This is a genomic window from Yoonia sp. R2-816 (assembly GCF_046762905.1).
GTDB lineage: Bacteria > Pseudomonadota > Alphaproteobacteria > Rhodobacterales > Rhodobacteraceae > Yoonia.
Genome location: NZ_JBKQXN010000168.1, coordinates 25,566 through 50,914 on the forward strand (window position 1 = coordinate 25,566; position 25,349 = coordinate 50,914).

The 25,349-nt window shown below is 59.0% G+C and carries 27 protein-coding genes; 10 read left to right on the forward strand and 17 right to left on the reverse strand.

Annotation, left to right across the window (positions count from 1 at the left end):
• Nucleotides 1-52: 52 nt before the first annotated feature.
• From fdh3B to ACFWW2_RS06500, 6 genes are all read right to left on the reverse strand, one after another.
• Complete coding sequence (gene fdh3B, locus ACFWW2_RS06475; protein WP_393927031.1) at nt 53-649, reverse strand: formate dehydrogenase FDH3 subunit beta; 597 nt, start codon at nt 647-649, stop codon at nt 53-55.
• A gap of 15 nt (nt 650-664) precedes the next feature.
• Nucleotides 665-3,550, reverse strand: a complete 2,886-nt coding sequence (locus ACFWW2_RS06480; protein ID WP_393927032.1) for a formate dehydrogenase subunit alpha — start codon at nt 3,548-3,550, stop codon at nt 665-667.
• A 103-nt stretch (nt 3,551-3,653) separates the two neighbouring features.
• Nucleotides 3,654-3,842: a twin-arginine translocation signal domain-containing protein gene (locus ACFWW2_RS06485; protein ID WP_393927033.1), complete on the reverse strand. Its 189-nt coding sequence runs from the start codon at nt 3,840-3,842 to the stop codon at nt 3,654-3,656.
• 55 nt (nt 3,843-3,897) lie between these two features.
• On the reverse strand, nt 3,898-4,506 hold the full coding sequence (locus tag ACFWW2_RS06490; RefSeq protein ID WP_393927034.1) for a molecular chaperone: 609 nt from the start codon (nt 4,504-4,506) through the stop codon (nt 3,898-3,900).
• A complete protein-coding gene (locus ACFWW2_RS06495) occupies nt 4,503-5,075 on the reverse strand; it encodes a DUF3306 domain-containing protein (protein WP_393927035.1) in 573 nt (190 codons plus the stop codon). Before ACFWW2_RS06495 ends, ACFWW2_RS06490 begins: the two co-directional genes overlap by 4 nt.
• Nucleotides 5,072-5,677, reverse strand: coding sequence for a DUF3305 domain-containing protein (locus ACFWW2_RS06500; RefSeq protein ID WP_393927036.1), 606 nt, complete (start codon nt 5,675-5,677; stop codon nt 5,072-5,074). The genes ACFWW2_RS06495 and ACFWW2_RS06500 overlap by 4 nt, the downstream gene beginning before the upstream one ends.
• A 198-nt stretch (nt 5,678-5,875) precedes the next feature.
• On the opposite strand from ACFWW2_RS06500, the gene ACFWW2_RS06505 reads away from it, so the two are divergent.
• Genes ACFWW2_RS06505 through ACFWW2_RS06525 form a run of 5 tightly spaced genes read left to right on the forward strand, consistent with a single transcriptional unit; the run spans nt 5,876 to nt 10,305 of the window.
• Nucleotides 5,876-7,819, forward strand: a complete 1,944-nt coding sequence (locus ACFWW2_RS06505) for a 4Fe-4S binding protein (protein WP_393927037.1) — start codon at nt 5,876-5,878, stop codon at nt 7,817-7,819.
• 40 nt (nt 7,820-7,859) lie between these two features.
• Nucleotides 7,860-8,054 (forward strand): DUF6494 family protein, encoded by a 195-nt coding sequence (locus ACFWW2_RS06510; RefSeq protein WP_393927038.1) that lies wholly within the window; start codon nt 7,860-7,862, stop codon nt 8,052-8,054.
• A complete protein-coding gene (locus ACFWW2_RS06515; RefSeq protein WP_393927039.1) occupies nt 8,055-9,116 on the forward strand; it encodes an Mrp/NBP35 family ATP-binding protein in 1,062 nt (353 codons plus the stop codon).
• Nucleotides 9,113-9,817, forward strand: coding sequence for a biotin/lipoate--protein ligase family protein (locus tag ACFWW2_RS06520; protein WP_393927040.1), 705 nt, complete (start codon nt 9,113-9,115; stop codon nt 9,815-9,817). The genes ACFWW2_RS06515 and ACFWW2_RS06520 overlap by 4 nt, the downstream gene beginning before the upstream one ends.
• Complete coding sequence (locus tag ACFWW2_RS06525) at nt 9,814-10,305, forward strand: DUF6505 family protein (protein ID WP_393927041.1); 492 nt, start codon at nt 9,814-9,816, stop codon at nt 10,303-10,305. The genes ACFWW2_RS06520 and ACFWW2_RS06525 overlap by 4 nt, the downstream gene beginning before the upstream one ends.
• Here ACFWW2_RS06525 and ACFWW2_RS06530 read toward each other — a convergent pair.
• The 3 genes from ACFWW2_RS06530 to ACFWW2_RS06540 are packed head-to-tail and all read right to left on the reverse strand — an operon-like array spanning nt 10,302 to nt 12,504.
• Entirely contained in the window at nt 10,302-11,102 is an 801-nt protein-coding gene (locus ACFWW2_RS06530; RefSeq protein ID WP_393927042.1) for a substrate-binding domain-containing protein, read from the reverse strand. The two genes, ACFWW2_RS06525 and ACFWW2_RS06530, sit on opposite strands and share 4 nt — an antisense overlap.
• Nucleotides 11,099-11,806: an ATP-binding cassette domain-containing protein gene (locus ACFWW2_RS06535; RefSeq protein ID WP_393927074.1), complete on the reverse strand. Its 708-nt coding sequence runs from the start codon at nt 11,804-11,806 to the stop codon at nt 11,099-11,101. The genes ACFWW2_RS06530 and ACFWW2_RS06535 overlap by 4 nt, the downstream gene beginning before the upstream one ends.
• Nucleotides 11,800-12,504, reverse strand: coding sequence for an ABC transporter permease (locus ACFWW2_RS06540; RefSeq protein ID WP_393927043.1), 705 nt, complete (start codon nt 12,502-12,504; stop codon nt 11,800-11,802). The genes ACFWW2_RS06535 and ACFWW2_RS06540 overlap by 7 nt, the downstream gene beginning before the upstream one ends.
• 185 nt (nt 12,505-12,689) lie before the next feature.
• On the opposite strand from ACFWW2_RS06540, the gene ACFWW2_RS06545 reads away from it, so the two are divergent.
• The 4 genes from ACFWW2_RS06545 to dctP all read left to right on the forward strand — a co-directional run bounded on the left by ACFWW2_RS06545 (nt 12,690) and on the right by dctP (nt 16,197).
• Entirely contained in the window at nt 12,690-12,863 is a 174-nt protein-coding gene (locus tag ACFWW2_RS06545) for a hypothetical protein (protein WP_393927045.1), read from the forward strand.
• A 108-nt stretch (nt 12,864-12,971) separates the two neighbouring features.
• Nucleotides 12,972-13,571 (forward strand): TRAP transporter small permease, encoded by a 600-nt coding sequence (locus ACFWW2_RS06550; protein ID WP_393927046.1) that lies wholly within the window; start codon nt 12,972-12,974, stop codon nt 13,569-13,571.
• Nucleotides 13,571-15,109, forward strand: coding sequence for a TRAP transporter large permease (locus ACFWW2_RS06555; RefSeq protein WP_393927047.1), 1,539 nt, complete (start codon nt 13,571-13,573; stop codon nt 15,107-15,109). Before ACFWW2_RS06550 ends, ACFWW2_RS06555 begins: the two co-directional genes overlap by 1 nt.
• A gap of 23 nt (nt 15,110-15,132) precedes the next feature.
• Nucleotides 15,133-16,197 carry a TRAP transporter substrate-binding protein DctP gene (dctP, locus tag ACFWW2_RS06560; RefSeq protein WP_393927048.1) on the forward strand — a complete coding sequence of 355 codons (1,065 nt, stop codon included), beginning with the start codon at nt 15,133-15,135 and terminating at the stop codon, nt 16,195-16,197.
• A gap of 192 nt (nt 16,198-16,389) precedes the next feature.
• Here dctP and ACFWW2_RS06565 read toward each other — a convergent pair whose 3' ends face one another.
• Together ACFWW2_RS06565 and ACFWW2_RS06570 are read right to left on the reverse strand one after the other, a co-directional pair.
• Nucleotides 16,390-16,743, reverse strand: a complete 354-nt coding sequence (locus ACFWW2_RS06565; protein ID WP_393927049.1) for a hypothetical protein — start codon at nt 16,741-16,743, stop codon at nt 16,390-16,392.
• Nucleotides 16,744-16,869: 126 nt separating this feature from the next.
• Entirely contained in the window at nt 16,870-17,286 is a 417-nt protein-coding gene (locus ACFWW2_RS06570; protein ID WP_393927075.1) for a tetratricopeptide repeat protein, read from the reverse strand.
• A gap of 87 nt (nt 17,287-17,373) precedes the next feature.
• Here ACFWW2_RS06570 and ACFWW2_RS06575 point away from each other — a divergent pair, with 87 nt between their 5' ends.
• Entirely contained in the window at nt 17,374-18,666 is a 1,293-nt protein-coding gene (locus ACFWW2_RS06575; RefSeq protein ID WP_393927050.1) for a cytochrome-c peroxidase, read from the forward strand.
• On the opposite strand, the gene ACFWW2_RS06580 is transcribed toward ACFWW2_RS06575, so the two are convergent.
• The 6 genes from ACFWW2_RS06580 to ACFWW2_RS06605 form a co-directional block, all read right to left on the reverse strand.
• A complete protein-coding gene (locus tag ACFWW2_RS06580; RefSeq protein WP_393927051.1) occupies nt 18,663-19,616 on the reverse strand; it encodes an ABC transporter ATP-binding protein in 954 nt (317 codons plus the stop codon). The genes ACFWW2_RS06575 and ACFWW2_RS06580 overlap by 4 nt on opposite strands.
• Entirely contained in the window at nt 19,613-20,590 is a 978-nt protein-coding gene (locus tag ACFWW2_RS06585; protein ID WP_393927052.1) for an ABC transporter ATP-binding protein, read from the reverse strand. The genes ACFWW2_RS06580 and ACFWW2_RS06585 overlap by 4 nt, the downstream gene beginning before the upstream one ends.
• A gap of 3 nt (nt 20,591-20,593) precedes the next feature.
• Nucleotides 20,594-21,490 (reverse strand): ABC transporter permease subunit, encoded by an 897-nt coding sequence (locus ACFWW2_RS06590; RefSeq protein WP_393927053.1) that lies wholly within the window; start codon nt 21,488-21,490, stop codon nt 20,594-20,596.
• Entirely contained in the window at nt 21,490-22,497 is a 1,008-nt protein-coding gene (locus tag ACFWW2_RS06595; RefSeq protein ID WP_393927054.1) for an ABC transporter permease subunit, read from the reverse strand. The genes ACFWW2_RS06590 and ACFWW2_RS06595 overlap by 1 nt, the downstream gene beginning before the upstream one ends.
• On the reverse strand, nt 22,491-23,600 hold the full coding sequence (locus tag ACFWW2_RS06600) for a M24 family metallopeptidase (protein ID WP_393927055.1): 1,110 nt from the start codon (nt 23,598-23,600) through the stop codon (nt 22,491-22,493). Before ACFWW2_RS06600 ends, ACFWW2_RS06595 begins: the two co-directional genes overlap by 7 nt.
• A gap of 62 nt (nt 23,601-23,662) precedes the next feature.
• Nucleotides 23,663-25,255 (reverse strand): ABC transporter substrate-binding protein, encoded by a 1,593-nt coding sequence (locus ACFWW2_RS06605; protein ID WP_393927056.1) that lies wholly within the window; start codon nt 25,253-25,255, stop codon nt 23,663-23,665.
• Between the last annotated feature and the right edge of the window lie 94 nt (nt 25,256-25,349).

A 25,349-nucleotide genomic window follows, 5' to 3' on the forward strand; every position in this document is an offset into this window, starting at 1 on the left:
GGGGGGCCGCCCGCGTCAGGCAGCCCCCGCAACTATGGTACAAAGCGGGCGGTCAGCCGCCCTTTTGATCATAGGCTGTGCCCCAGCCCCATGCACCGGACCCGAACCCGCGCGCCACCACACGTTCGCGGTAGATATTGGAAACCGTATCGCCATCGCCGGCCAGCAGCGCCTTGGTCGCGCACATTTCGGCACAGATCGGCAGTTTGCCTTCGGCAATCCGGTTACGCCCGTATTTGGCGAATTCGGCAGTTGAATGGTTTTCCTCCGGACCACCGGCGCAGAAGGTACATTTGTCCATCTTGCCCCGTGATCCGAAATTGCCGGCCTGCGGGAACTGCGGCGCGCCGAACGGGCACGCATAAAAGCAGTAACCACAGCCGATACACAGATCCTTGGAGTGCAGCACGACACCATCAGCCGTCTGGTAGAAACAATCCACCGGGCAGACGGCCATACAAGGGGCGTCCGAACAATGCATACAGGCAACCGAGATCGATCTTTCACCCGGTTTGCCATCATTGATCGTGACAACCTTGCGGCGGTTGATGCCCCACGGCACTTCGTGCTCGTTCTTACACGCGGTGACGCAGGCGTTGCATTCGATGCAGCGTTCAGCGTCGACGAGGAATTTTGCTCTAGCGGCCATTTTTCATGTCCTCCCTTATGCTGCCCAGATTTTGCAAAGAGTCGCTTTGGTCTCTTGCATCTGGGTTACGCTGTCATAGCCATAGGTCTGTGCGGTGTTGGTGGATTCCCCCAATACATAAGGGTCCGCGCCTTCGGGGTACTTGTCCCGCTGGTCGACACCTTCGAACTGACCACCAAAGTGGAACGGCATGAAGGCCACACCTTCGCCGACCCTTTCGGTCACCATTGCCATCACCTTGACCTTGCCGCCTTCGGGGCCTTCGACCCAGACCTGGGCGCCGTCACGGACGTTCAGGTTGTTGGCGTCACGGGTGTTGATCTCGACGAACATGTCCTGCTGCAATTCGGCCAGCCAGGGGTTCGAACGGGTCTCATCACCGCCCCCTTCATATTCAACCAGACGGCCCGATGTCAGAATGATCGGATACTCCTGGCTGAAATCGTTCTTCTGGATGGAAGCATACATGGTCGGCACTCGCCAGAACGTCTTGTCCTCGTAGGTCGGGTAGTCGGCCACCAGATCGCGGCGGTTGGAATAGAGCGGCTCGCGGTGGACCGGCACAGGGTCGGGGAAGGTCCACACCACAGCGCGGGCCTTGGCGTTGCCGAAGGGGGCGCAGCCATGCTTGATCGCGACCCGCTGGATGCCGCCTGACAGGTCGGTCTTCCAGTTCGTGTTCGGTCCGGCCACCGCATCAATCGCGGCGCGTTCCTCGGCGGTGAGATCACCGTCCCACCCTAGATCCATCAGCATCTGCATGGTGAATTCCGGATACCCATCCTGAATCTCGGCACCGGGGTTCGACACACCTTCTGCAAGCAGATTGTCACCGTCGCGTTCCACGCCAAACCGGGCGCGGAATGTCAGGCCACCTTCGGCCACCGGCAGCGACATGTCGTAAAGGTTCGCTGTACCGGGATGGTTCATTTCCGGGGTGCCCCAGCTTGGCCATGGCAACCCATAATAATCACCATCGGCAGGACCACCAATCGCACGCAGTGACGTTTTGTCGAACGTGTGCTGATAGGCCATATGTGTTTTCAGACGCTCCGGGCTTTGGCCGGTATATCCGATGGTCCACATGCCGCGGTTAAACTCGCGGGTGATATCCTCAATATTTGGCTCACCCCCTTCATCAATCGCGATGTTGCGGAAGATCTGGTCATGGAACCCGAATTTTTCGGCAAATCGCGCCATGATCGTGTGATCCGGCAGCGATTCAAACAGCGGCTCCATGATCTTGTCGCGCCATTGCAGCGACCGGTTTGAGGCCGTCACCGATCCGCGTGTTTCGAACTGCGTAGTGGCCGGTAGCAGATAGACACCATCGGTCCGGTCATGCAGTACCGCAGAGACGGTCGGGAATGGGTCCACCACGACAAGCATGTCGAGCTTCTCCATCGCCGTCTTCATCTCTTTCATGCGGGTCTGAGAGTTCGGGGCATGGCCCCAAAGCACCATCGCCCGCGTGTTATCGGGCTGTTCGAGGTTTTCAGGATCTTCCAATACCCCATCAATCCAGCGGCTGACCGGTATCCCCTTGAGGTTCATGATCGGCGTATCGCCATATGTCGCGTCCGAGAAACGCCCCTTGAGATAGTCGAGGTCCTCTTCCCAGACCCGCGCCCAATGGGCCCATGATCCTTCGGACAGGCCATAATAGCCGGGCAGCGTGTCAGCCAGAACGCCAAGGTCCGTGGCGCCCTGCACATTGTCGTGGCCGCGGAAGATGTTGGTGCCGCCACCAGCGGTGCCCATATTGCCCAGTGCAAGCTGCAAGACGCAGTAAGCACGGGTGTTGTTGTTACCATTGGTGTGCTGTGTGCCACCCATGCACCAAATCACGGTGCCGGGGCGGTTATTGGCCAACGTCCGGGCCACACGCTCCAACTGGGAACCGGGTGTGCCTGTGACACGCTCCACCTCATCTGGTGTCCAGCGGGCCACTTCGTCCTTGATCTGATCCATGCCCCAGACGCGGGTGCGGATAAATTCCTGATCTTCCCATCCGTTTTCAAAGATATGCCACAGGATACCCCAAACCAGCGCTACATCGGTACCGGGACGGAACCGCACATACTCATCAGCATGGGCGGCGGTCCTGGTAAAGCGTGGGTCGCACACGATCAGCGGCGCGTTGTTCTGTTCCTTGGCCTTCAGCATGTGCAGCAGGGACACCGGGTGTGCCTCAGCCGGATTACCACCGATCAAGAAGATCGCCTTGGAGTTATGGATGTCGTTGTAGCTGTTGGTCATGGCGCCGTAGCCCCAAGTGTTTGCGACCCCTGCCACGGTGGTGGAGTGGCAAATCCGGGCTTGGTGATCCACGTTATTGGTGCCCCAATAGGCAGCAAACTTGCGGAACAGATAGGCCTGTTCGTTGTTATGCTTGGCAGAACCCAGCCAGTAGACGCTGTCAGGACCGCTTTCTTCGCGGATTTTCAGCATGCCATCGCCGATCTCGTCGATCGCCTGCTCCCACGAGATGCGGACCCATTCGCCACCCTCTTTCTTCATCGGGTATTTCAGACGGCGCTCGCCATGCGCGTGCTCACGCACCGCGGCCCCTTTGGCGCAATGGGCACCAAGGTTGAACGGACTGTCCCAGCCCGGTTCCTGCCCGGTCCAGACACCATTATCGACCTCGGCGACGACCGTACAACCCACCGAACAATGCGTGCAGACCGATTTGATCGTCTGAACGGCACCCGCTGCGGCGGACTGGGCGGTTGCTTGGGTCACCGTGCCGCCGGTTGCGGCAATGGCTGTCAGACCACCAATGGCCAGACCTGACCCGCGCAGAAATCCGCGGCGGTCGACGCCTGTTCCGGATGTATTTGTGGTAATTTTTGCTCTGCCAGAGCGGCGCGTATAGCCGTTCGTCTTCTTCCTGAGCATCTTCTTCCTCCCTTTGCCGTAACGACCACGGGTCGCTGGCATTGCTGGCTATGGCTGGCTCCGCCCGGTATGCATCTGACGACGTCCGGGTGGATGGGCTATTCTAGAAACGGGCGCTTTGCAGATAGGCGCGCGTATGTGCGGTATCCTGCATCGTATCGGATGACAGATCGACAGGATCAGCGGCGGCTTGCGTAGCGCCCCCCGCGGCAATGGCGGCCGCAGCAGGTGCTGCAGTTCCGGCCAGTTTCAGAAATCCCCGGCGGCTTGTGCCTTCGTCTTTTTCACTCATTGGGATGTCTCCCCTTCCTTTTGTGACGCGCATCCGCGCCAGTTTGGCAGACCCGTCAGCCTGCGGTCATGCGATAAGCCTCGCGTTCAATATCCATAAATGCAGCACCTACTGCCCCGACAGACGCATAAAGGACCGATGTTTTCGCCGCCTGCAGGTCATTGAAAAAGTGACCTGCCCAGGTGCCGATATGTGTGTTGAAGAAATCGCGTTGCCGCTGCAACGTCGCCGGTTCGCCAAAGCGCCCGACGATCATGCCAGCCATCATTTCCATCAGCGATGCGATGTTATCCTCGGGTTCAAACACGTTACTCGCGCGGGTCATCCCCATCGCGGCCATATCCCCGCGCAGCTTTGCCAGCGGCTTTTCGTTCAGAAACCCGGTCATGTAATAGCTGGCATAGGGCAACAACTCACCCCGGCCAAGCCCGATGAACAGGGCGTTGAATTCAGATACAACCGCCTTGGGTTTGGTCACTTTTGCAACCCGCGCCAGACCCGTTATGGCCTGACCAAGCGGTGTGTCGTCCCCGCTCAGCCCGGCCGTCTGATCCAGCAGCATCTGGTCGGGTGGGGCCGACAGGATCAGCCCGAGATAATTGTAAAGATCGGCCCGCAGGCGATCCTCTTCAGCGACTTCGACGGTGGAGGTCGCGACATTCATGCCTGCTCACCCTCGAACTGGAATGCCATGCGGCGGGGCCTGTAGGGTTCTGCCTCACCCTCGCCCGCCTCGTCAGATGACGGTTCATCAATGACCGGTTCGCTTTCGACCGTTGCGACCACAATCTTTTCTTCGTCTTCTGGTGCGGCTTCATCCGCCTCGACAACGCCATTCTCCTGACGCTCCATTTCAAGGACATGCGCCATCAGCCCCTTGCCCACCTGATAGGTCGTCTTGATCGGGTCGTTCCCGAAGCTGCCGGTCAGATAATCCTCATCATAGTCATTCAACCCGTCCACGCAGGCGAGGACCGGGTTGCTTCGCCACAATTGCCGCAAGGCTTTCTTGCGCAAATGCTCCGGCACGGCCTTGGACATGAACGCCGCGAAATCATCGCCCATCTTCAGGTTCTCTGGATCCGGCAAATCAAGCTCGGCCAGAATTTCGGCATCCGTCTTGTCAGCCTGCGCTTCCCTGTGGGCCATATCCTCTCGCAAGGCACGCTCGGCCTCAGCCTCGGCAGCCACTGCGGCGCGGCGACGCGACCAAAGGGAAACGGCCTGGGTCAATTCAGCACCTCCTTGCGGCGCGGTGCGCGATAAACGTCAGAAGTCTGCGAAATGCGCGGGTCACCAATGCCATCGTCGACACGATCCACCCGCGCATTCTTGCGCTTGCGTTTGACGAAAGGCTCTTCCACGTGATGCTGCGCAATAAAGCTGCCGACCCAGGCGATCATACCTTCGGACATCGGTATCCGCTCCACCAGCTCTTCGGATGAATCGCAATAATCCTGTGCGTCATAGGGCGAACATGTCACCAGGGCGACCCGCCAAGGCATCTCGCCCCCGTTCTCTGCTGGCCGCAAAACGACGTAGACCGATGGCGTGCGGGCCTGCAGTTCATGAACGTAAGCCTCGGTATCCGAAACATACAAATCCAGCGAAACGGTGGCAGCGTGATATTCGGTAACATCGCCGTCCTGGCGCAACAGCTTCCAATCGGCAGGGCCAGCGCCCGGCAATATGCCCGTCGCCTGCCATGTCCATTTTACCCAACGCGACACGCCGGGCGATTTTCGGACGACAACACCAACCGGAATGGTCTGTGCATCAGGAAAGACGAACGACAATGCTGATCCCTTGAGAAGTTCCCTGCCGTCATGCTGCATGAAGAGCCCGCGTTTCTAAAGCGATTTTTTCATCATGTTGATCACAAATGATGAGCCCCTCGGTAACGCGTTGTTTTCACTGTCAAAAAGAGCATACGACTTTAGTAATAGTAGACCTGCCCTGCGCGCATGCATCAAAAGCGGTTTACGCCAGCCTGATTTCCTGACTAGCTAACCGCTGATCCAGCGGGGGACCCGATGACAAAAACACTACTCATTTGCGACTGCCTTGGATCGCAAACCATTGATCCCGAAGCCATAAACACAACCGGGGTCACCTGCTCGCGGCTGCATACATCTTTATGTCAGGACCAGATCGGCCTCGCCGCAGAGGCGATAGGCAAGGGCGAGGTCATGATCGCCTGCCAGCAACAGGCGCGGGTCTTCGCAGATTTGGCGGAAGATATGGACGCACCGATACCCGATTTCGTGGACATCCGCGACCGCGCCGGCTGGACCGATGACAACGCTGCGACCGGCCCCAAAATGGCCGCGCTGGTGGCCGAAGCCGCCCTACCCGATGCGACCCCCAAAACAATCGATGTCATATCCGAAGGCACCTGCCTTATTCTGGGATCATCCGAGACCGCTTTCGCAGCGGCAGAGAAACTCGCAGACATGCTCTCTGTCACGGTTCTGCTTGAAACTGGTGATGACATGGCCGTCACTGACCGCTTCGACATAGTGGTAGGCCAGTTGAAACAGGCGCGCGGCAGCCTTGGCCGGTTCGATCTGTCGATCGACGCCTTTCAGCAACCCATACCGGGCGGTCGTGGTCCCCAAACGCTGACTGATCCGCGGGACGGGGCGGCATCGAACTGCGATGTCATCCTCGATCTGACGGGCGCGACCCCGTTGTTCCCTGCGCCAGAAAAGCGCGATGGCTATCTGCGGGCCGATCCGAAAAGCCAACCCGCGGTTGCTGACGCAATCCTGCAGGCCAGCCTGATGGTCGGCACGTTCGAAAAACCTCTCTACGTCCGGCTCGAACCCAGCCTGTGCGCCCATTCACGCGCCGAAAAACCTGCCTGTTCCAACTGCCTTGACCTGTGCCCAACCAGCGCCATCAGTTCGGCAGGCGAACATGTGAGCATCGACCCGATGATCTGCGCGGGCTGCGGATCCTGCGCCGCCGCCTGCCCTTCGGGTGCGATCAGTTATGATGCGCCACCGGTCGATCACATCTTTCGGCAGATCAACACCCTCGCCAGCGCCTATCGCAAGGCCGGCGGCACCGACCCGCATCTGCTGGTTCATGACGATCACGGGGCCGAAATGATCGGCCTTGCCGGCCGGCATGGGCGCGGCCTGCCCGCCCATGTCATCCCGCTTCAGGTGGATGCGCTCAACGCCTTTGGTCATGCCGAAATGCTCGCCGGGCTTGCCAGCGGTTTTGGCCGGGTTGATATCCTGCTGGGTCCCAAAACCGAACGCGACGGGCTGACGGCTCAAACCGCCCTCGCAAATGCGATCCATGACAAGGTGGCTCTGCTCGACATCGCTGATCCTGACGCTTTGTCGGACCATCTGTTTGACGCACCGCGCGAAACCATCACTGCCGACCCTATCCTGCCCATGGGCACAAGGCGGCAAATCACCCGTCTGGCCGCCAAGACACTGCAACCCGACACCGAAGTGATCACGCTGCCAGACAACGCGCCATATGGTGCCGTGCTGGTGGACACTGACGCCTGCACACTATGCCTTGCCTGTGTCTCACTCTGCCCGTCGGGCGCGCTGATGGACAACGAAGACCTCCCGCAACTGCGGTTTCAGGAAGACGCCTGCCTGCAATGCGGGCTATGCACGAATATCTGCCCCGAAAAGGCAATCACCCTGCAACCACAGTTGAACCTGACCGACAGCGCCCTGTCGCAGACCGTGCTGAACGAAGAAGAACCGTTTGCCTGCATCGAATGCGGCAGCCTGTTCGGGGTCAAATCCACGGTTGAAAAGATCATGGAAAAACTAGCCGGCAACCACAGTATGTTCGGCAACGATACCGCAACAAAGATGATCCAGATGTGCGAAAACTGTCGGATCAACGCGCAGTTTCATGCCGAAAACAATCCCTTTGCCGCAGGCGAACGGCCACGCCCCCGGACAACGGATGACTATCTGTCAAAACGCAAGGACCATTAGGCGGCAAGGTCCAAAACAAGATACAAACAGGGAGACGACAATGAGCGACGATTTCAACATGTCGATGCGCAAATTCCTCAAGCAGGTCGGCGTGACATCGCAGCAGGCCATTGAAGAGGCGATGCGCAACGCGGGTGACACCAGTGGTCGCAAGTTCGAGGCCAAGGTTGTGCTGACCGTCGATGGTCTGGATCTGGAACATACCGTGACCGGCACGATCGAGGGACAATCCTAAGTGGCCATTTCACGCGACGACGTCCTTGGCGTCCTGAAGTCACTGATTGACCCGATCAGTGGCAGTTCTCTTTCTGAAGCGGGGTTGGTGAAGGCCCTGACCGTCGAAGACGGTGCTGTGCGCTTTGTCATGGATGTCAGCGGCAGCCATGCAGACGCCTACGCCAAACTGAAAGACGAGGCCGAGGCGCAGATCAAATCGCTTGGCGCCGATCAGGTCTCGATCGTCATGACGGCCCATAGCTCGCCCAAGGCACCGCCGGATCTGAAATCCGGCAGACCTGCCCAATCCGGCCCTGAAAAGATCCCCGGCGTGGATCGGATCATCGCCGTCGCGTCCGGCAAGGGCGGCGTCGGCAAATCAACCGTTGCGGCAAACATCGCCTGCGCGCTTGCTGCAGAGGGTCGGCGTGTCGGGCTACTGGATGCGGATGTTTACGGCCCATCCCAACCGCGGATGCTGGGCGTCTCGGGGCGCCCGGCCTCGCCCGACGGCAAGACCATTCTGCCGATGCGTAATTTCGGCGTCACCATGATGTCCATCGGTCTGATGACCAATGATGATCAAGCGGTTGTCTGGCGTGGCCCGATGCTGATGGGCGCCTTGCAGCAGATGCTGACGCAGGTGCAATGGGGCGCGCTGGATGTGCTGATCGTGGACCTGCCGCCAGGAACCGGCGATGTGCAGATGACGCTCGCGCAAAAGGCGCATGTGGACGGGGCGATCATCGTCTCGACCCCGCAGGACGTCGCCCTGATCGACGCCCGCAAGGGCATTGATATGTTCAACCAGCTGGGCACCCCGATCCTTGGCATGATCGAAAACATGTCGACGCATATCTGTTCGGCCTGCGGACACGAAGAACATGTGTTCGGCCATGGCGGCGTCGCGGCAGAGGCGGCCAAACTTGGTGTGCCGCTGCTCGCCGAAATCCCGCTGCATCTGGATATCCGGCTGGCTGCCGATGGCGGGGCGCCTATTGTGGTTTCAAAACCCGACAGCGCTCAGGCCACAGGTTTCCGGGAGGTCGCGAAAGCACTGGTATCCGCTGGCAAAGCATGACCGCACCCGTCTTTCCACCCTTGTTTTCCGGACAGGACTCAGCCGGGCAGGATCCGTTCGCACAAGCCTGCGCCGCGGCGACCGCTGGCTGCGATGCCGGTCTGGTTGTCTATGATCTGGGGTCCGATGAATTGCGCGCGGCTATGGTTCTGGCGCCCGAAGTCCCGTTGGCCGCAGCCGCCATCATGTTGCCCGTCTGCGGCGTTGGATTCCAGAACGCGCTGGGGGCCATCGGCCCGCCAGAGGTGAGCGTGCATTTAGGCTGGGACGGTGCGATCTATGTGAACGGGGGCCGTTGCGGCGGCTTGCAAATGGCCGCATCCCACGCTGCCCCGACAGCAGAACCCGACTGGCTGGTCATCGGCCTGACCCTGCAACTCTGGCCCAAATCCGAAGACATGGGCCTGACCCCGGACGAAACCGCGCTTTACGCCGAAGGCTGTTCAGAGGTTGACGCCGTGACACTGCTGGAAGCATGGGTGCGTCACACACTGGTCGGCATCAACACATGGTCCGATGATGGCACCCAAACCCTGCTGCGTGAATGGAACGGGCTGGCGCATGGCAAAGGCAAGGCGATCACGGTAGGAAACCAGACCGGCACCTTCCTCGGCGTTGACGAAAACCTTGGCCTGCTCTTGAAAACCGACAATGAAACCGTTCTGATCCCGCTCACCGACCTGTTAGAGAGGCCCGCATGAAACTCGCCCGCGCCATTCATTTCGACGACAGCGACACACGCGTGTTTCACAACCCGGCCCGCACGGGGGAATGGTGCATTTCTGGCGGGTTCGAGTTTTCCAACTGGACCGAAGGTGACCTGACCGGCAAGGCCCGTCAGGCGTTTTCCAACGGCTGGATGGGCTGCGAAACCTTTGGGCGGGTCAGCTTTGTCGCCGTTACTCAGATTGAACCGGTCGAACGGGACGGACTGGCCGATGGGCTGGCCCAGCATTTCGTGGACATCTATGGCGCGCCATCGGTTGAGGCCGCGCGCGGCGTCGCACTCGAAGAATTGTCGCAGATGATGGAGCTTTGCGAAGACCACGCACCCAATACCCTGCTGACCGTCGCACGGGAATTGACCGAAGCCGGGGTCAGGGAAAGCTACCGCGTGATCGAAGCGCAGGACGCAGGCCTTGAGCAATTCGCGATCCACGGTTCATTGGACGAACCGCACCAGCACTAGGGTTGGGCATTGAACACAAACAGCGTCTCGCCATTGATCTCATAGCCATTGATAAACTCTGCGGCGGTTTCGCCTGTTAGCCAGTCTTCCAGTTGCAGGGCCAGATCATTGCGCACGCTGGGGTGCTTTTCAGGGTTCACCGGCAGATAGGCATACTGATTGAAAAGCGCCGGATCGCCCGCATATAGCAGCGCCAGATCGCCCTTGTTGCCGAAATTCAACCAGCTTGCCCTGTCGGCCAGAATGTAAGCATTGATCCCCGACGCCGTGTTCAGGGCAGCACCCATACCCGCCCCCACGGACAGATAGGACGGACCGAAGCCATCAACCGGCAACCCGGCCGCAGCCCAAAGCTGCAACTCCGCCTTATGGGTGCCGCTGTCATCGCCCCGGCTGACAAAAGGGCCACCCTGCTCGGCAATCCGTCGCATCGCGTCAACCGCGCTATCCGCGTCGGCAATCTCGGACGGATCGGCGGCAGGACCTATCAGGACGAAATCATTATACATGATCTCGCGACGGTGAGTGCCGTATCCATCCGAAACAAATGCCTCTTCCGCCGTTTTGGAATGCACCAGAATCGCATCCACATCACCCGCCTCACCCAAACGCAGCGCCTGACCTGTGCCGACCACCAGCAACTGCACCTCAATGCCGGTGTCCTCCTTGATGGCAGGCAACAGAACGTCCGCAAGGCCCGAGTTTTCGAATGATGTAGTAACCGCCAACCTGATCTCTTCCGCCGCCAACGGCATCGCCAGAAACCCGGTCAGGATAAGGGAAATGAGTTGCCTCATGTCACGATGTCTCCATTCAGAAAGGCTTGAAGTTCCGGTGTTCCGGGCGTGGCAAGAACTTCCGACGCAGCGCCTTTTTCATGAACCTTGCCAGCGATCATAAAGATCACATCCTGCGCCAGACGGCGCGCCTGCCCCATATCATGGGTCGACATGATGATGCGCGTGCCCGCCGCAGCGGTTTCCTGCAGCAGCGCCTCGATCTCGCGCGTGGCGTGACCATCCAGATTGGCGCAGGGTTCATCCAGAAACAGCACGTCCGGGTCGCGGATCAGCGCCCTGGCAATCGCCAGTTTTTGACGTTCACCACCAGACAACCGGCTCGCCCGCGTATTGCGAATATCGCTCAGACCAATCCGATCCAGCCACGCGGTCGCAGCAACCTCAATTTCAGCCTTCGACACACCGATCAGTTGCAGCGGATAGCGCAGGTTATCGGCAACGCTGCGGCGCAGCACGATGGGCGACTGAAACACATAGGCCTGACGGCCCTGATCATTCTGCGCCCAGTCCGCTGCCCCCGCGCTCAATCGTTCGATCCCGTGCATGACGCGCAGCAATGTGGTCTTGCCGGACCCGTTTGGACCAATAATGATCGTCGGACCACCCTGATCAACGGTCAGGCTGACGGGGCCAAGCACCGTCTTGCCCTGCCGCCTGACAACGCAATCGGTCATGGTCAGCGGAAACAGATTACTCACCAGCGCCCCTCCCGTTCCGTGCGTGACAACCAGTGGATCGCGATATTGACGGCCAGCGCCAATCCGATCAGCACAAAACCCAATCCCAGCGCCAAGGCGAAATCACCCTTCCCCGTCTCCAGCGCAATCGCTGTGGTCAGAACGCGGGTGGCATTATCAATATTGCCGCCCACGATCATGATCGCCCCCACCTCGCCAATCGCCCGGCCAAACCCTGCCAGCGATGCGGTCAGCAGATTACGCCGCCCATCCCAGATCAGCGTTCTGATGCGCTGCCATTTGGTTGTGTGCAGTGAGATCAGCAGGTCATGGTATTCGGCCCACAGCTCGCGCATGGCCTGATGCGCGATGGATGCAATCAGCGGCGTGATGATGATCACCTGCGCGATGATCATGGCCGTCGGCGTGAACAAGAGGCCCAGGACCCCGAAAGGACCGGAACGGGACAGCAGGATATACAGCATCAAACCCACAACCACAGGCGGCAAGCCCATCAGCGCATTCATGATTGATATAGCCAAACGGCGATAGCGAAACCGCTGCACCGCCAGAAACGTGCCAAACGGTATGGCAATGAGCGAGGCGACAACCACAGCCGACAGGCTGACCTGCAGTGACCGCAGACTGATCGCCCACAGCTCGGCGTCAAAGGTGACGACCAGCCAGAACGCCGCCTGCAACCCCTCCCAAATATCAATCATCCGGCACCGACGCCCTTGCCTGCTCTGCGCCACGCGGGCCGCTTTCCACGCGCTATCATCGGGCTTATCCGGCCCAAGGACAAGGTGCGAATATCGGCAACATCAGACCCACCGATTTCCATACGGTCGGAGTGCAGGCCGGGCATTCCGGAAAATTGATACACTATTGTGTCATTAAAAATCACATGCTACGCAAAACCACTGAATTTGTTTTGACGGGCCGCGCATGGATCACACCGCCCTTTGCCACAGCGATCACCGGATTGCCCTTACCAAGGGCGTCGGGGCACATCGCTGTCATTCAGGCAAAGCGGGGCGCAGCGCCGAATTTCTTTGCCCAAAGCAATCCAATCTGTTGACATCATTGACATTCCGGAGGGACGATCAAACCAGTTAAACTGCCTTAAGACATAAGAAAGACAGGCACCGGAGGAGGGTCGCCTGCGACAACATAGGGAGGGTCTGCAATGTCGGTCCTGTTCGGCCTGCTTTGGCCGTTAGAGCGCATCAACAATGTCGTGCTTGCCATTGGCAAGTTTATCGCCATTGCAGCATTGGCCATCATGGTCTGCCTGATCCTCGGTCAGGTCTTTTTCCGCTACATCCTGAACGACGCTCCGAACTGGACTGAGGAAGCCGCGCGCTTCGGCATGCTCTGGATGACCGGTCTGATGGCGCCCCTTGCCTACCGGATGGGCGGCTTCGTCGGGATCGACATGCTGGGGCGTGCCTTACCACGGGTCGCTGCCGGCGCTCTTGGCCTGATCCTGATGTGCATCACCATGTGGGTGCTTTTCGTGGCGTGGGATCGCGGGCTGAACAACCATCTTGATACGATTTCCGGCCGCGGCTGTTCCTCCACCCTGCGCTGGCCCTTTGGGATCGAGATCGGCAAATGCGGCGACAAGTTCCAGAACCGCTTTCAATATGCATCGCTCTGGGTTGGGGTGAATCTCCTGATCCTCGTCAATCTGGAACTCATCATCCGGCAAATCATCATGCTGGCGGGCCAAGGCAACAAGCTGACCTCGCTGACCCCTGAAGAAGAAATCGCGGGGTCTTCCTGATGCTGCTCTGGTTCCTGCCGCTTTTCCTGCTTCTGATCATGATCGGCCTGCCGGTCGTCTTTGCCCTGCTCGCCTCGCCTATCGCGCTCATCATGATCGAAGGTGACACGCGCAATGTCGTCGCAGGGCTTTATCGCAACCTTTATACCGGGATGGACAGTTTCCCCCTGATGGCCCTGCCCTTCTTCATGCTGGCCGGCGAAATCATGAACCGGGGCGGCATCACGCTCCGCCTCGTGGAATTCAGCCAGGCCTTCATGGGACATCTGCGGGGCGGGCTGGCCCATGTGAATATCTTGTCATCGATCTTGTTTGCAGGCCTCTCAGGGTCGGCGGTGGCCGACACATCGGCCCTCGGTTCCACACTGATCCCGGCGATGGAAAAGAATGGCTACAGCCGCAAATTCGCCGCCGCGGTCACCGCCGCAAGCTCTGTCATCGGGCCAATCATCCCGCCATCCGGGATCATGATCATCTACGCCTATGTCATGGGCGAAAGCGTCGCGGCCCTATTCCTGGCAGGGATCGTGCCCGGCGTCATGGTTGGGATCGGGCTGATGTTGGTGGTCCGCCTGATGGCCGACCGGTACGACCTGCCCAAGGCAGAACGGATCGTGCGCAAGGACCAGACGATCACGCCATTGGAAAGCTGGGTCAGCTTCTTCCTGATCCGGATCAATATCGCCGCCCTGCTTTACGCGGTCTCAGGCATCGTCACCCGCTTCATCCCGCAAGAGGTGAACGGCTGGCTGATCTTCCTCATCGCCCTACCCATCGCTCATGTGATTACGCAAACGATCAAGGCGCGGGTCAGCCATGACTTCCGCATCGTCTGCAAAAAGGCCGTCGCGCCCTTGCAGACCCCCATCATCATTCTGGGCGGTATCCTTGTCGGGGTCTTTACCCCGACCGAGGCCTCGGCCGTTGCCGTGGCCTACGCGCTTGTGGTCAGCTTTTTCGTGCTGCGCTCAATGAAAACTGGTGACCTGCTTGAGGTGCTGGCAAAATCCGCCCTGTCGACCTCAGCCGTGCTGCTGCTGGTCGGGGCTGCGGTATCATTTAAGACGGTTGTCAGCCTGTCCTACGCCCCGCAAATCTTGTCTGACTACATCCTGTCACTCTCGGAAAATCCGCTGATCCTACTCTTTCTGATCAACCTGCTTTTGTTCGTGGTGGGCATGTTCCTTGATGCCGGACCTGCCATCATCATTTTGGGGCCAATCCTGGGACCGATCTTTGTCGATCTGGGGGTTCACCCGGTCCATTTCGCGATCATCATGAGCGTCAACCTGACCGTCGGGCTGGCCACCCCGCCGATGGGGCTGGTGCTCTTCGTGGCCAGTACGGTGTCCAAGGAAAAGGTCGAAACGATTGCCAAGGCGATCATGCCATTCCTCGCCGTGGAAATCCTCGTGATCTTCCTCATCACCTATGTCCCCGCCATTTCGATGACGGTGCCATACCTGACCGGTTTCCTGGGCTGCGGCCCGGAGGTCGGTTTCTCCGCTTGTATCAGCCCCGCGCCGGTACCAAACTAACAGCATAAATCAGGGAGAGTATAATGCTGAAAACACTAACCAAAGTGGCCGCCACGGCCGCACTTCTGGCGACGCCATTCGCCGCATGGGCGGACGGGCATCAGGAATTCACCATCCGCGCCACGGCCAACTCCAACGAAAACGATGAGGACTATGACGGTCTTGTCGTGTTCAAGAACTACGTTGAAGCCGCGTCAAACGGACGGATCGGTGTGGAGCTCTTCATCGGCACCCAGCTTTGCGCGACGGGTGCGGAATGCCTCGAAGGGGTCTCCGAAGGCTCCATCGATGTCTACATCTCCACCTCCGGCGGTGCGGCTGGCATCTTCCCTTACGTGCAGGTGCTTGACCTGCCCTACCTGATGGCCAATGACCGGGTCGCCGAACATGTGCTGACCTCCGATTTCGTGCGCACCATGCGGGACATGGCGCTGGAAGACAGCGACAACACGATCCGCCTGATGACGATCGGTAACACCGGCGGCTGGCGCAACTTTGCCAACACGCAGCGGCGCATCGCGGCACCATCCGACATGGAAGGTCTGAAAATCCGTACCGTGGTTGCCGACCTTCCGCAGGAACTGGTCCGGGCCTTGGGCGGCTCGCCGACCCCGATCCCATGGCCCGAGCTTTTCACAAGCTTCCAGACCGGCGTTGTTGACGGTTCCAAGAACGGGATCACCGACATCATGGGCATGAAATTCCCTGATGCGGGCCTGCAATACCTGACGCTGGACGGGCACGCCTATATGGGTGCGCTCTGGTGGATGTCGAACGAAAACTTCATGGCCATGCCAGAGGACCTGCGCCGCGTCGTGGTTGACGGCTTTGCCGAACTCCAGCAGGCCACATTCGCGTCACCCAAGCGCAAATCCATCGAAGCCTACCAGGCCTTCGTGGAAGGTGGCGGTGACCTCTACGTGCCAACACCCGAGGAAAAAGCCGCATTCGCCGAAGCCGCAGCACCCGTACAGGACTGGTTCCGCGAAAACGTGGACCGGGGCGACGAAATCCTCGACGCGCTGATCGCAGCGGTCGGTGACGCAGAGGCCGAGATCAACGGGGCTTATGCAAGCGATCTGAACTAAGTCGCGCGAATAGGTAGAAGGGGCTGCCATTCAGACGGCCCCTTTTCTGTCTCCGATGCATAGGAAACCATTGGGGAATGGCAGTTTTGAACCCCTACTGACCGATGCCACAGTCTGCGCGAACACCTGCTTGTCTACAAATTGCCAGATGGTTCCCCAAGAGCTCTCTGCACGATCGGCGAACGGCTTGGACTATGACTGCCTCAAGCACTGGGTTAGCCCCATGCTGTCAGAGGACATTGAGACATCATCAAAGTTAAAAATATGCCTCTGGGCGCCGTCGAAGTAAGATACGATTAAGACGTCTCCATTGACTTCGTACTCCCCAGGTATGTTCATTTTCCCAGCCAAGTCTGGCGAATTATCAACCATCTCTTGCGTTACGAAATCCAAGATAACCAAACCATTGTCTTTGAACGCCAGCTTTGCGTCAAACTGGCCGTTTTGGGTTAGACACAAGTAATTACCCTGTATTTCCTGACTCCAAGCAAGGCTAGGCGCAGCGACGCATATTGCCAAACAAACACTAGCGAATACCTTTTGCATCTTATTCTCCTTGAATTTCGAGCGCTATAGCCCCGTTACGTTGTCTATAGCCAACGCGTGATACAACTGGAAGTCGTCATTGAACACGACACCATGAATGGCTCGCGTGTCCAAACGGGCCGTCATTCACCGAAACGGATACATCCACACCCGGTAGTCATCCACCAGCACCTCCGCCCGCGCGCGTTCTTCCGCCGTCAGCCGAGGCGTAATCTCCTCTAGCGAATCCAGCGCATCCGGGTCCCCGCCTATTGCCGACAAGGCGTACCACAGATAGGCTCTGACCAGATCAGGCGCGGGCAATCCCCGGCCCACTTCGTAATACCAACCCAATCCCGATTGCGCCCCCGGATGCCCTTTCATCGACGCCCGCAGATACCAGTCAAACGCCCGCTCATCGTCGCGTTCGACGCCAAGGCCCATAGCGTACATGACCCCGATCAGTTCTTCGGCATCGGCATTGCCCGACCGGGCATAAATCTCGAACAGCGCGCGGGCCTCTTCAAACTGCCCCGCTTCCATCAGATCGCGCGCCGTTTCCATATCGGCCTGCGCCGGGACCGCCAGACAGGCCCAAAACCCGATTGCCAGACAAAGGGCCCGACGCAAGTCCGACGTTTTGCCGACGTTTTGCATACCGCTGTTTTCCTCCTGATTGCTGGCACCGGCTTCGCCACCGCCCAGACGATTTCGGCGGATGATTACATCCCCGTTGATCCCGCACAAGCCCGCATCGGGCAGCTGCTCTTCTACGATAAGATACTGTCGGGCAACAGAAATATCTCCTGCGGCACCTGCCATCATCACGACCATGCGGGCACCGATGGTCTGTCACTCGGCATCGGCGAAGGGGGCGTTGGCGTCGGCCCCGACCGCACCCCAGGCGAAGGCACCGATGCGATCCGCAAACGCATCCCGCGCAACGCGCCAAGCCTTTGGAATCTTGGGCATAATTCGGTAAGTGTGATGTTTCACGATGGTCGCCTGACCGCATCAGATATCTACGGCAACGGCTTCGATTCCCCGGCCGAGGAATGGCTACCCCAAGGCCTCGACAACCTCTTGGCCGCGCAGGCATTGTTCCCGATGACATCCCAGTTCGAGATGGCAGGGAACCCCGGCGAAAACGATGTAATCGGAGCCGTGCGCAACCGGATCGACCGGGGCTGGCCAATCATCGCCAAACGGGTGCGGACCATCCCGGATTACGCGGGCATGTTCATCCAAGCCTTTGATCATATTGAAGAACCCGGCGACATCACCATCGTAGAGATCGGCAATGCCCTGGGCGCATTCATCGCCAGCGAATGGCAAAGCCACGACAGCGCCTACGACAAATGGCTCACCGGCACGCCGCTGCCCGATGCTGCCGAACGTGGCCGTCAGCTCTTCTTTAACAATCGCTGCGCATCCTGCCACGCGGGTCCGCTGTTCACTGATCAGGAATTCCATGCGCTCGGCCTGCCCGCATTTGGCCCCGGACGCACCCGACCCTTTGATCCGATCCCGCGCGATGTCGGGCGGATGGGCGAAACAAACCTGTTGGAGGACGCCTACAAATTCCGCACGCCATCCCTGCGCAACGTGGCCTTGACAGCGCCCTACGGGCATAACGGTGCCTTTCCAACGCTAGAGGCGATGATCCGACACCATATGGACCCTGCCCTGTCACGGTCCCGCTGGACGCTGGCGGATGCGGCGTTGCCCGACGCGCCCTGGCTTGCGCATGTGGATGGCGCAATCATGCAGGACGCAGCCGAGATGCAGCGTCAGGCAGGGGCGCAGGATTTGCATGGCCTCAACCTGATGGACGATGAAATCGATGATCTGGTCGCGTTCCTGAACGCACTGACCGGCGAAACCGCTCTGACCCGCCCGCTTGGACGGCCTGAAACGGTGCCAAGCGGCCTGCCGGTCGACTAGGCCTCTGGAAAGAAACAGGCGACGCTGTGCGCCGTATTTTCCGGCTCTGGTCGTTCGGTGCGGCATCGATCCTGCGCCTTCCAGCAGCGCGGCGCAAACGGGCAGCCATCGGGTATAGCCAGCGGCGACGGCAACTCCCCTGTCAGCTTGATCCGCTCCTTGTTGGCATCCGGATTGGCGCGGGGCGTCGCGGACAAAAGTGCCTTCGTATAGGGATGGCGTGGCGCGGCGAAGAGTGCTTCTTTCGGCCCTTTTTCAACCACGCGCCCCAGATACATGACGATCACATCATCAGCCACATGACGCACGACCGAAAGGTCATGGCTGATGAACAGATAGGCCAGTTTCAGCCGGTCCTGCAATTCGGTCAGCAGGTTCAGGATCGCGCTTTGGATCGATAGATCAAGCGCCGAAACAGGTTCGTCCAGCACCAGCACTTTCGGGTCCAGCATCAGCGCCCGGGCCACCGCGATGCGTTGGCGCTGGCCACCGGAAAACATGTGCGGATAGCGGTCATAATGCTCTGGCCGCAGCCCGACCAATTGCAGCATTTCTCGCGCTTTGGCTTCGCGTTCGGCCCGCGGCATGTCGGGTCGGTTGATGACCAATGGCTCCTGCAGAATGGCCCCTATCCGCTGGCGCGGGTTCAGCGATCCGTAAGGGTCCTGAAACACGATCTGCACCGATTGCCGCAGACTGGCCCATTCTTCACGCCGCACCGGTTTGCCATCCAGCATCAGCGATCCGGCAGTCGGTTCCTCGATCATCGCGACCATGCGGGCCAGCGTTGATTTGCCACAGCCGCTTTCACCGACAACCGCCAGCGTCTTGCCACGCGCCAACGTGAAATCAAGCCCTGCTACCGCCTCAAGCGTCCGCTTGGGCCGCAGCAATCCACCGCTGACGGCGTAATGTCTTTGCAGCCCGCTCGCCTCGACCACACTTGTCATGACGCGATCCTTTCGTCGGCGTTCAGCGGATAGTGGCATCGGGCCTGCCCCATATCCTCGTCCCGCGGCTTGGGCGGCATGGTGCGGCATGTCTCGTCAGCAAAACGGCAACGCGGCGAAAACAAACAGCCCGCAGGCCGGTCAAACTGTCCCGGCACGACACCGGGGATCGTCGGCAATAGCCGTTCAGTCGCGCGCTCTGGCAATGCGTCCAGCAAGGCGGCCGTGTAGGGGTGATGCGGATTGCGGAACAGCGGGCCAACGGGCTGTTCCTCGATCTTCTGACCGGCATATTGCACACTGACACGTTCCGCGGTTTCCGCCACGACACCCATATCGTGCGTGATCAGAACCAGACCCATCCCGGTTTCTTCCCGCAAGGATGCGAGCAGATCCAAAATCTGCGCCTGAATGGTCACATCCAGTGCGGTAGTGGGTTCATCCGCAATCAACAGCTTCGGCTTGCAGGCAATCGCCATCGCAATCATGATCCGCTGGTTCATGCCCCCGGACAACTGATGCGGAAAGGCGGTAAGGCGCTTTTCCGGATCGGGAATGCCCACCTGCTCCATCAATTCGACGGCGCGTTTTTGCCGTTCAGCACGGCCCAACCCCATATGGATGCGCAACGCTTCCTTGATCTGCCAACCGACCGTGAAACAGGGGTTCAATGACGACATCGGCTCTTGAAAGATCATCGCCAGATCGTTGCCAATGATGTGTCGGCGGTCACGTTTGTCCATGAGCAACAAATCGCGGCCGTCAAAGGTAATCTCGTCCGCTGTCACCGTCGCGGTCCACGGCAAAAGACCCATCAACGCCAGCATGGAAACGGACTTTCCCGACCCGCTTTCACCGACAATGGCCAGGATTTCACCCGTATCCACATCTTGATCTACCGCATCAACAGCCCGGAACTGGCCGGATGCGGTGGCAAAATCGACACATAGGTTTCTGATCCGCAAAAGTGGCATGGCTCAGCTCCGCTTCAGTTTCGGGTCAAGCGCATCGCGCAGCCCGTCACCCATCAGGTTGATCGCCAGAACCGTCACCAGAATGGCAAGACCGGGGAACGTGACAACCCACCAAGCCCGCAGGATGAATTCGCGCGCCTCCGCCAGCATTGTGCCCCATTCAGGTGTCGGTGGCTGCGCTCCCATGCCCAGAAAGCCAAGTGCGGCCGCATCCAGAATGGCCGTGGAAAACGACAGTGCCGCTTGCACGATGATGGGTGCCAGACAATTCGGCAGCACGGTGACGAACATCAGCCGGAAAAACCCCGCACCCGCCACCCGCGCGGATGTCACGTAATCCTTTTGCTTTTCGGCCAGAACCGAAGCGCGGGTCAAGCGAACGTAATGCGGCTGCAAAACGATGGCGATGGCAATCATCGCGTTGGTCAGTGACGGCCCAAGGATCGCCACCAGAACAAGCGCCAGCAACAGCGACGGGAAGGCCAGAATGACATCCATGATCCGCATGATGATCGTGTCCAGCCATTTCGGCGCAAAACCCGCAATCAGACCAACAATGATCCCGCCAGAGGCTGCGATGCTGACAACGACGATCCCCACGAAGAAGGAAAACCGCGCCCCGACAATCAGCCGCGAGAGCATATCGCGCCCCAGCGGGTCGGTGCCCAGCGGATAGGTCCAACTACCGCCCTCCTGCCAGAATGGCGGCTGCAAGGTGGCATCGCGAAACTGTGCTGTAGGATCGTGCGGTGCAATCCAGGGGCCAAACAAGGCGAGAAAAGCAAAACCCGCAAAAATCCACAGCCCAATCACAGCACCCCGGTTTTCCCGGAAGTAGAACCAGAATTCCCGCAGGCGTCCGGGGCGTTCGGCGGTATCAGCTGACAGGGTCACAGTCATCAGCGTTTCCTGATCTTGGGGTTGATGACACCGTAGAGCATATCGACGGTCAGGTTCACGATCATCACCATCACGGCAATCAGCAGCAGCCCACCCTGCACAACGGGATAATCGCGGCGAAAGATGCTATCGACCATCCACTTGCCGATGCCTGGCCAGCTGAAGATCGTCTCGGTCAGGATAGCGCCTGCCAGCAGCGTGCCAACCGACAGACCAATCACGGTGATCACGGGGATCAGGGCGTTGCGCAGCGCATGCACGCCATTGATCCGACCGGGCGACAGCCCCTTGGCGCGGGCGGTGCGAATATAATCCTCGCCCAGCACCTCCAGCATGGCAGACCGCGTTTGGCGTGCAATGACCGCCAGTGGGATGGTTCCCAGAACAATTGTCGGCAGGATCAGGTGGCGCACGGCCGACGTAAAGGCCCCGCTTTGCCCTGACGTAATACTATCGATCAGCATGAACCCCGTGGCATTCGGGAAGTAATAGATCAGGTCGATCCGGCCCGACACCGGCGTCCATTGCAGATTACCGGAAAAGACGATGATCAACAGCAGCGCCCACCAGAAAATCGGCATCGAATACCCGATCAGCGCCGTGGACATCAGCGCCCGGTCAAAGAATTTACCACGGTTCACCGCAGCAATGACCCCCGCAGGCAAGCCCAGCACCACGGCAAAGATCATCGCACAGATCGACAATTCCAACGTGGCAGGGAACAGCGCGAAAAACTCGTCCCAGACCGGTTTCTTGGTGACAAATGAATTGCCCAGATCCCCTTGCAGAACCCCGGTCAGATATTCCCAGAACTGCACATACATCGGGCGGTCGAACCCGAACTGGGCAGACAATTCGGCATAGCGTTCGTCGGTCAATCCACGCTCACCCGCCATGACGATGATTGGGTCACCGGGTAATACACGGATAAAGGCAAAGGATATCAACGTCACTCCGATAAAGGTCGGGACGAATGTCAAAAGACGGCTCAGGACGTAGTTCAGCATTTTAACACCGTTAGGTCCTTGGGAAACTGCGTCAGCGAGGTGCAGCCATCATCGGTGATCAGCACATCATCCTCAATCCGCACCCCGAAGTTGTCGATCTCATAAAGGCCCGGTTCATTTGTATAGACCGTCCCGGCGGGTAAAACCATATGGTTGCCGCGCATGATATAGGGGGCCTCATGCACCTCGCGGCCCAGCCCATGCCCAGTCTTAGTGCGGATGCGGTCGGCAAAAGATGACGCCTCAAGCACGCCGATCACCGCATCGTCGATCTGATGGGCTGTCACGCCTGCCCTTGTCACCTCAAACCCCTTCAGGTTCGCGCGCAGAACCGTGTCATAGACATCCTGCGCCTCATCAGTGGCGTGATCCAAAAACACGGTCCGGGTGATATCGGCGCAAAACCCATGCTTGCGCGCGCCGAAATCCAAAAGCAGGGCATCCCCCGCCTTCACATCATAATCCGCACGCGCCTTCGCATGCGGGCGGGCAGAACCATCACCTGCGGCGACTATGGGGTGAAACGACTTATCTTCCGCCCCTTCAGCAAAAAGCGCCTGGATCAGGGTCTGTTCAATCTCTTTTTCGGTTTGGCCAATACGGACACTCTCCAGCGTCCTGGCCAACGCACGTTCCGAAATGGCAATCGCATCCTGCAGCGCCGCAACATCGCCGGGCGTCTTGATCATTCGCAACCCGGAAATCTCGCGCTCCGCATCGATAATCTGTAGGTCCGGCTGCGCCTTCAGCATCGCGTGATGGGCAAACACACGCATCACCTGCCCTTCGACGGCAACAGACCGGATCGACAGATGCTTCATTAGTGCGGCAAAGGTCGCGTCATATCCGTCCTGATCACGCCAGTCGAAAACGGCGCCATCGAACCCGACGAGATCCCAGCTTCGCAGTTCAAGATTGGGGACAAGCGCGGCAGGCGCACCAGCGGCGGGAACAACCAGCATAAACGGCCGCTCATGGCTCATGAATACATGTTCAACCGCACGGGTGAAATTCGGACCAGGGACTAGTGCTACCGCATCAACACCAAGATCGGCAGCAATGGCAGCATAGGCGGCCAGACGGTCGGAAAGAGACTGTAACAAGGGATAGGGCCTTCAATGGGATGGGGGCGGCAACCGGGCCGCCCCCAACATGTCTGGATCGCTTACTGCGACAGACCAACCTGGTTAAAGATATGACCACCCAGCGGGTGCACAACGTAACCTTCAACCTCGGGGCGCATGGTCATGTAGACGACCGAATGGGCGATGGTAGCCCAAGGTGCCTGCTCCTTAAAGATCACCTGCGCCTGCTCATAAAGCGGCTGACGCTCTTCCTGCGTTGGCAGCACCTTTGCCTGCTGGATCAGGTCTTCGAACGGTTGGTGACACCACTGCGCGCGGTTCGAATTCTCACGACCGTCACAGCCCAGCAGCACGGCAAGGAAGTTGTCGGGATCGCCGTTATCACCGGTCCAGCCCAGCAGAACGGCACCGTCACGGTCCAGTTCGCGCGAACGGGACAGGTATTCACCCCATTCATAAGATACGATCTCGACTTCGACCCCCACATTGCTGAAATCCTCCTGGATCAGCTCAGCCATACGACGGGCATTGGGGTTGTAGGGGCGCTGCACAGGCATGGCCCAGATTTTCATCGACAGGTCAGTGATCCCTTCGGCCTCCAGCATGGCCTTGGCACCTTCGGGATCATACGGATCATCGACAATCGCATCGTTGTAGGACCACATGGTCGGCGGGATCGGGTTTTTAGCAATCTGACCGGAGCCCTGGAAGACCACGTCAATGATCGCCTGCTTGTCGATCGCCATATTCAGCGCGCGCCGTACATTAACATTGTCAAACGGCGCCTGGGTTGAGTTGTAGGCCAGATAACCCACGTTCAGGCCTTCCTGTTCCATCACCACGATGTCCGACGCATCCTTCATCGCCTGCACATCGGCAGGGTTCGGATAGGCCATGACATGGCATTCACCCGCCTGCACCTTTTGATAGCGGACCGACGCATCGGGCGTGATCGCGAAAATCAGCGCTTCGACCTTGGCCGGATCACCCCAGTAATCATCATTGCGTAGATACCGGATCACGGCGTCCTTCTGATAGGCTTGGAACTTGAATGGACCGGTGCCAATCGGGGCCTGGTTCATCATTTCCGGTGTGCCCGCATCCAGCATGGCCTGCCCGTATTCAGCCGACACGATTGATGCGAAATCCATTGCCATGTTGGCAATGAACGGCGCCTCGGGACGGGTCAGGTTGAACTGGACCGTGTAGTCGTCGACCTTTTCGATACTATCGACCAGATCGGGCATCGACATGCCGTCAAAATATTCCCATGTCCCGCCCGACACACCGTTATAGGGATGGTCGTCGTTCTTCTGGCGATTGAAGGAAAAGATCACATCGTCAGCGTTAAAGTCGCGCGTCGGGGTGAACATATCGTTGGAATGGAATTGAACCCCCTGCCGAAGGCTGAAGGTGACGGTCATGCCGTCCTCTGACACCTCCCAGCTTTCAGCCAGGGCCGGGATCACCTCGGTCGTGCCCACCTTGAACTCGGCCAGACGGTTGTAGATCGGATGGCTCGAGGCATCAAAAGTGGTACCTGCAGTATAAAGCGCCGGGTCAAAACCTTCTGGCGATCCTTCGGAGCAATAGACCAGCGATTGCGCGGATGCCACGGACGCGCCAAGTGCGGCCATCAGCAGCCCTGTGGCCAGTTTCTGTTTAAGGGACATTTGTTTCCTCCAACTGTCGCTTATCGCGGATGGCACAGCAATCGTGGCCCTGCGCCGCTTAGACGGCGTGACACCCCGATGTAATGGAACCCCC

What these genes read in the sequence shown, in the direction of transcription:
- fdh3B (WP_393927031.1), bottom strand. Translation starts at nt 649, where the DNA reads ATGGCCGCTAGAGCAAAATTCCTCGTCGACGCTGAACGCTGCATCGAA.
- ACFWW2_RS06480 (WP_393927032.1), bottom strand. Translation starts at nt 3,550, where the DNA reads ATGCTCAGGAAGAAGACGAACGGCTATACGCGCCGCTCTGGCAGAGCA.
- ACFWW2_RS06485 (WP_393927033.1), bottom strand. Translation starts at nt 3,842, where the DNA reads ATGAGTGAAAAAGACGAAGGCACAAGCCGCCGGGGATTTCTGAAACTG.
- ACFWW2_RS06490 (WP_393927034.1), bottom strand. Translation starts at nt 4,506, where the DNA reads ATGAATGTCGCGACCTCCACCGTCGAAGTCGCTGAAGAGGATCGCCTG.
- ACFWW2_RS06500 (WP_393927036.1), bottom strand. Translation starts at nt 5,677, where the DNA reads ATGCAGCATGACGGCAGGGAACTTCTCAAGGGATCAGCATTGTCGTTC.
- ACFWW2_RS06505 (WP_393927037.1), top strand. Translation starts at nt 5,876, where the DNA reads ATGACAAAAACACTACTCATTTGCGACTGCCTTGGATCGCAAACCATT.
- ACFWW2_RS06510 (WP_393927038.1), top strand. Translation starts at nt 7,860, where the DNA reads ATGAGCGACGATTTCAACATGTCGATGCGCAAATTCCTCAAGCAGGTC.
- ACFWW2_RS06520 (WP_393927040.1), top strand. Translation starts at nt 9,113, where the DNA reads ATGACCGCACCCGTCTTTCCACCCTTGTTTTCCGGACAGGACTCAGCC.
- ACFWW2_RS06525 (WP_393927041.1), top strand. Translation starts at nt 9,814, where the DNA reads ATGAAACTCGCCCGCGCCATTCATTTCGACGACAGCGACACACGCGTG.
- ACFWW2_RS06530 (WP_393927042.1), bottom strand. Translation starts at nt 11,102, where the DNA reads ATGAGGCAACTCATTTCCCTTATCCTGACCGGGTTTCTGGCGATGCCG.
- ACFWW2_RS06540 (WP_393927043.1), bottom strand. Translation starts at nt 12,504, where the DNA reads ATGATTGATATTTGGGAGGGGTTGCAGGCGGCGTTCTGGCTGGTCGTC.
- ACFWW2_RS06545 (WP_393927045.1), top strand. Translation starts at nt 12,690, where the DNA reads ATGCTACGCAAAACCACTGAATTTGTTTTGACGGGCCGCGCATGGATC.
- ACFWW2_RS06550 (WP_393927046.1), top strand. Translation starts at nt 12,972, where the DNA reads ATGTCGGTCCTGTTCGGCCTGCTTTGGCCGTTAGAGCGCATCAACAAT.
- ACFWW2_RS06555 (WP_393927047.1), top strand. Translation starts at nt 13,571, where the DNA reads ATGCTGCTCTGGTTCCTGCCGCTTTTCCTGCTTCTGATCATGATCGGC.
- dctP (WP_393927048.1), top strand. Translation starts at nt 15,133, where the DNA reads ATGCTGAAAACACTAACCAAAGTGGCCGCCACGGCCGCACTTCTGGCG.
- ACFWW2_RS06565 (WP_393927049.1), bottom strand. Translation starts at nt 16,743, where the DNA reads ATGCAAAAGGTATTCGCTAGTGTTTGTTTGGCAATATGCGTCGCTGCG.
- ACFWW2_RS06570 (WP_393927075.1), bottom strand. Translation starts at nt 17,286, where the DNA reads ATGGAAACGGCGCGCGATCTGATGGAAGCGGGGCAGTTTGAAGAGGCC.
- ACFWW2_RS06580 (WP_393927051.1), bottom strand. Translation starts at nt 19,616, where the DNA reads ATGACAAGTGTGGTCGAGGCGAGCGGGCTGCAAAGACATTACGCCGTC.
- ACFWW2_RS06585 (WP_393927052.1), bottom strand. Translation starts at nt 20,590, where the DNA reads ATGCCACTTTTGCGGATCAGAAACCTATGTGTCGATTTTGCCACCGCA.
- ACFWW2_RS06590 (WP_393927053.1), bottom strand. Translation starts at nt 21,490, where the DNA reads ATGACTGTGACCCTGTCAGCTGATACCGCCGAACGCCCCGGACGCCTG.
- ACFWW2_RS06595 (WP_393927054.1), bottom strand. Translation starts at nt 22,497, where the DNA reads ATGCTGAACTACGTCCTGAGCCGTCTTTTGACATTCGTCCCGACCTTT.
- ACFWW2_RS06605 (WP_393927056.1), bottom strand. Translation starts at nt 25,255, where the DNA reads ATGTCCCTTAAACAGAAACTGGCCACAGGGCTGCTGATGGCCGCACTT.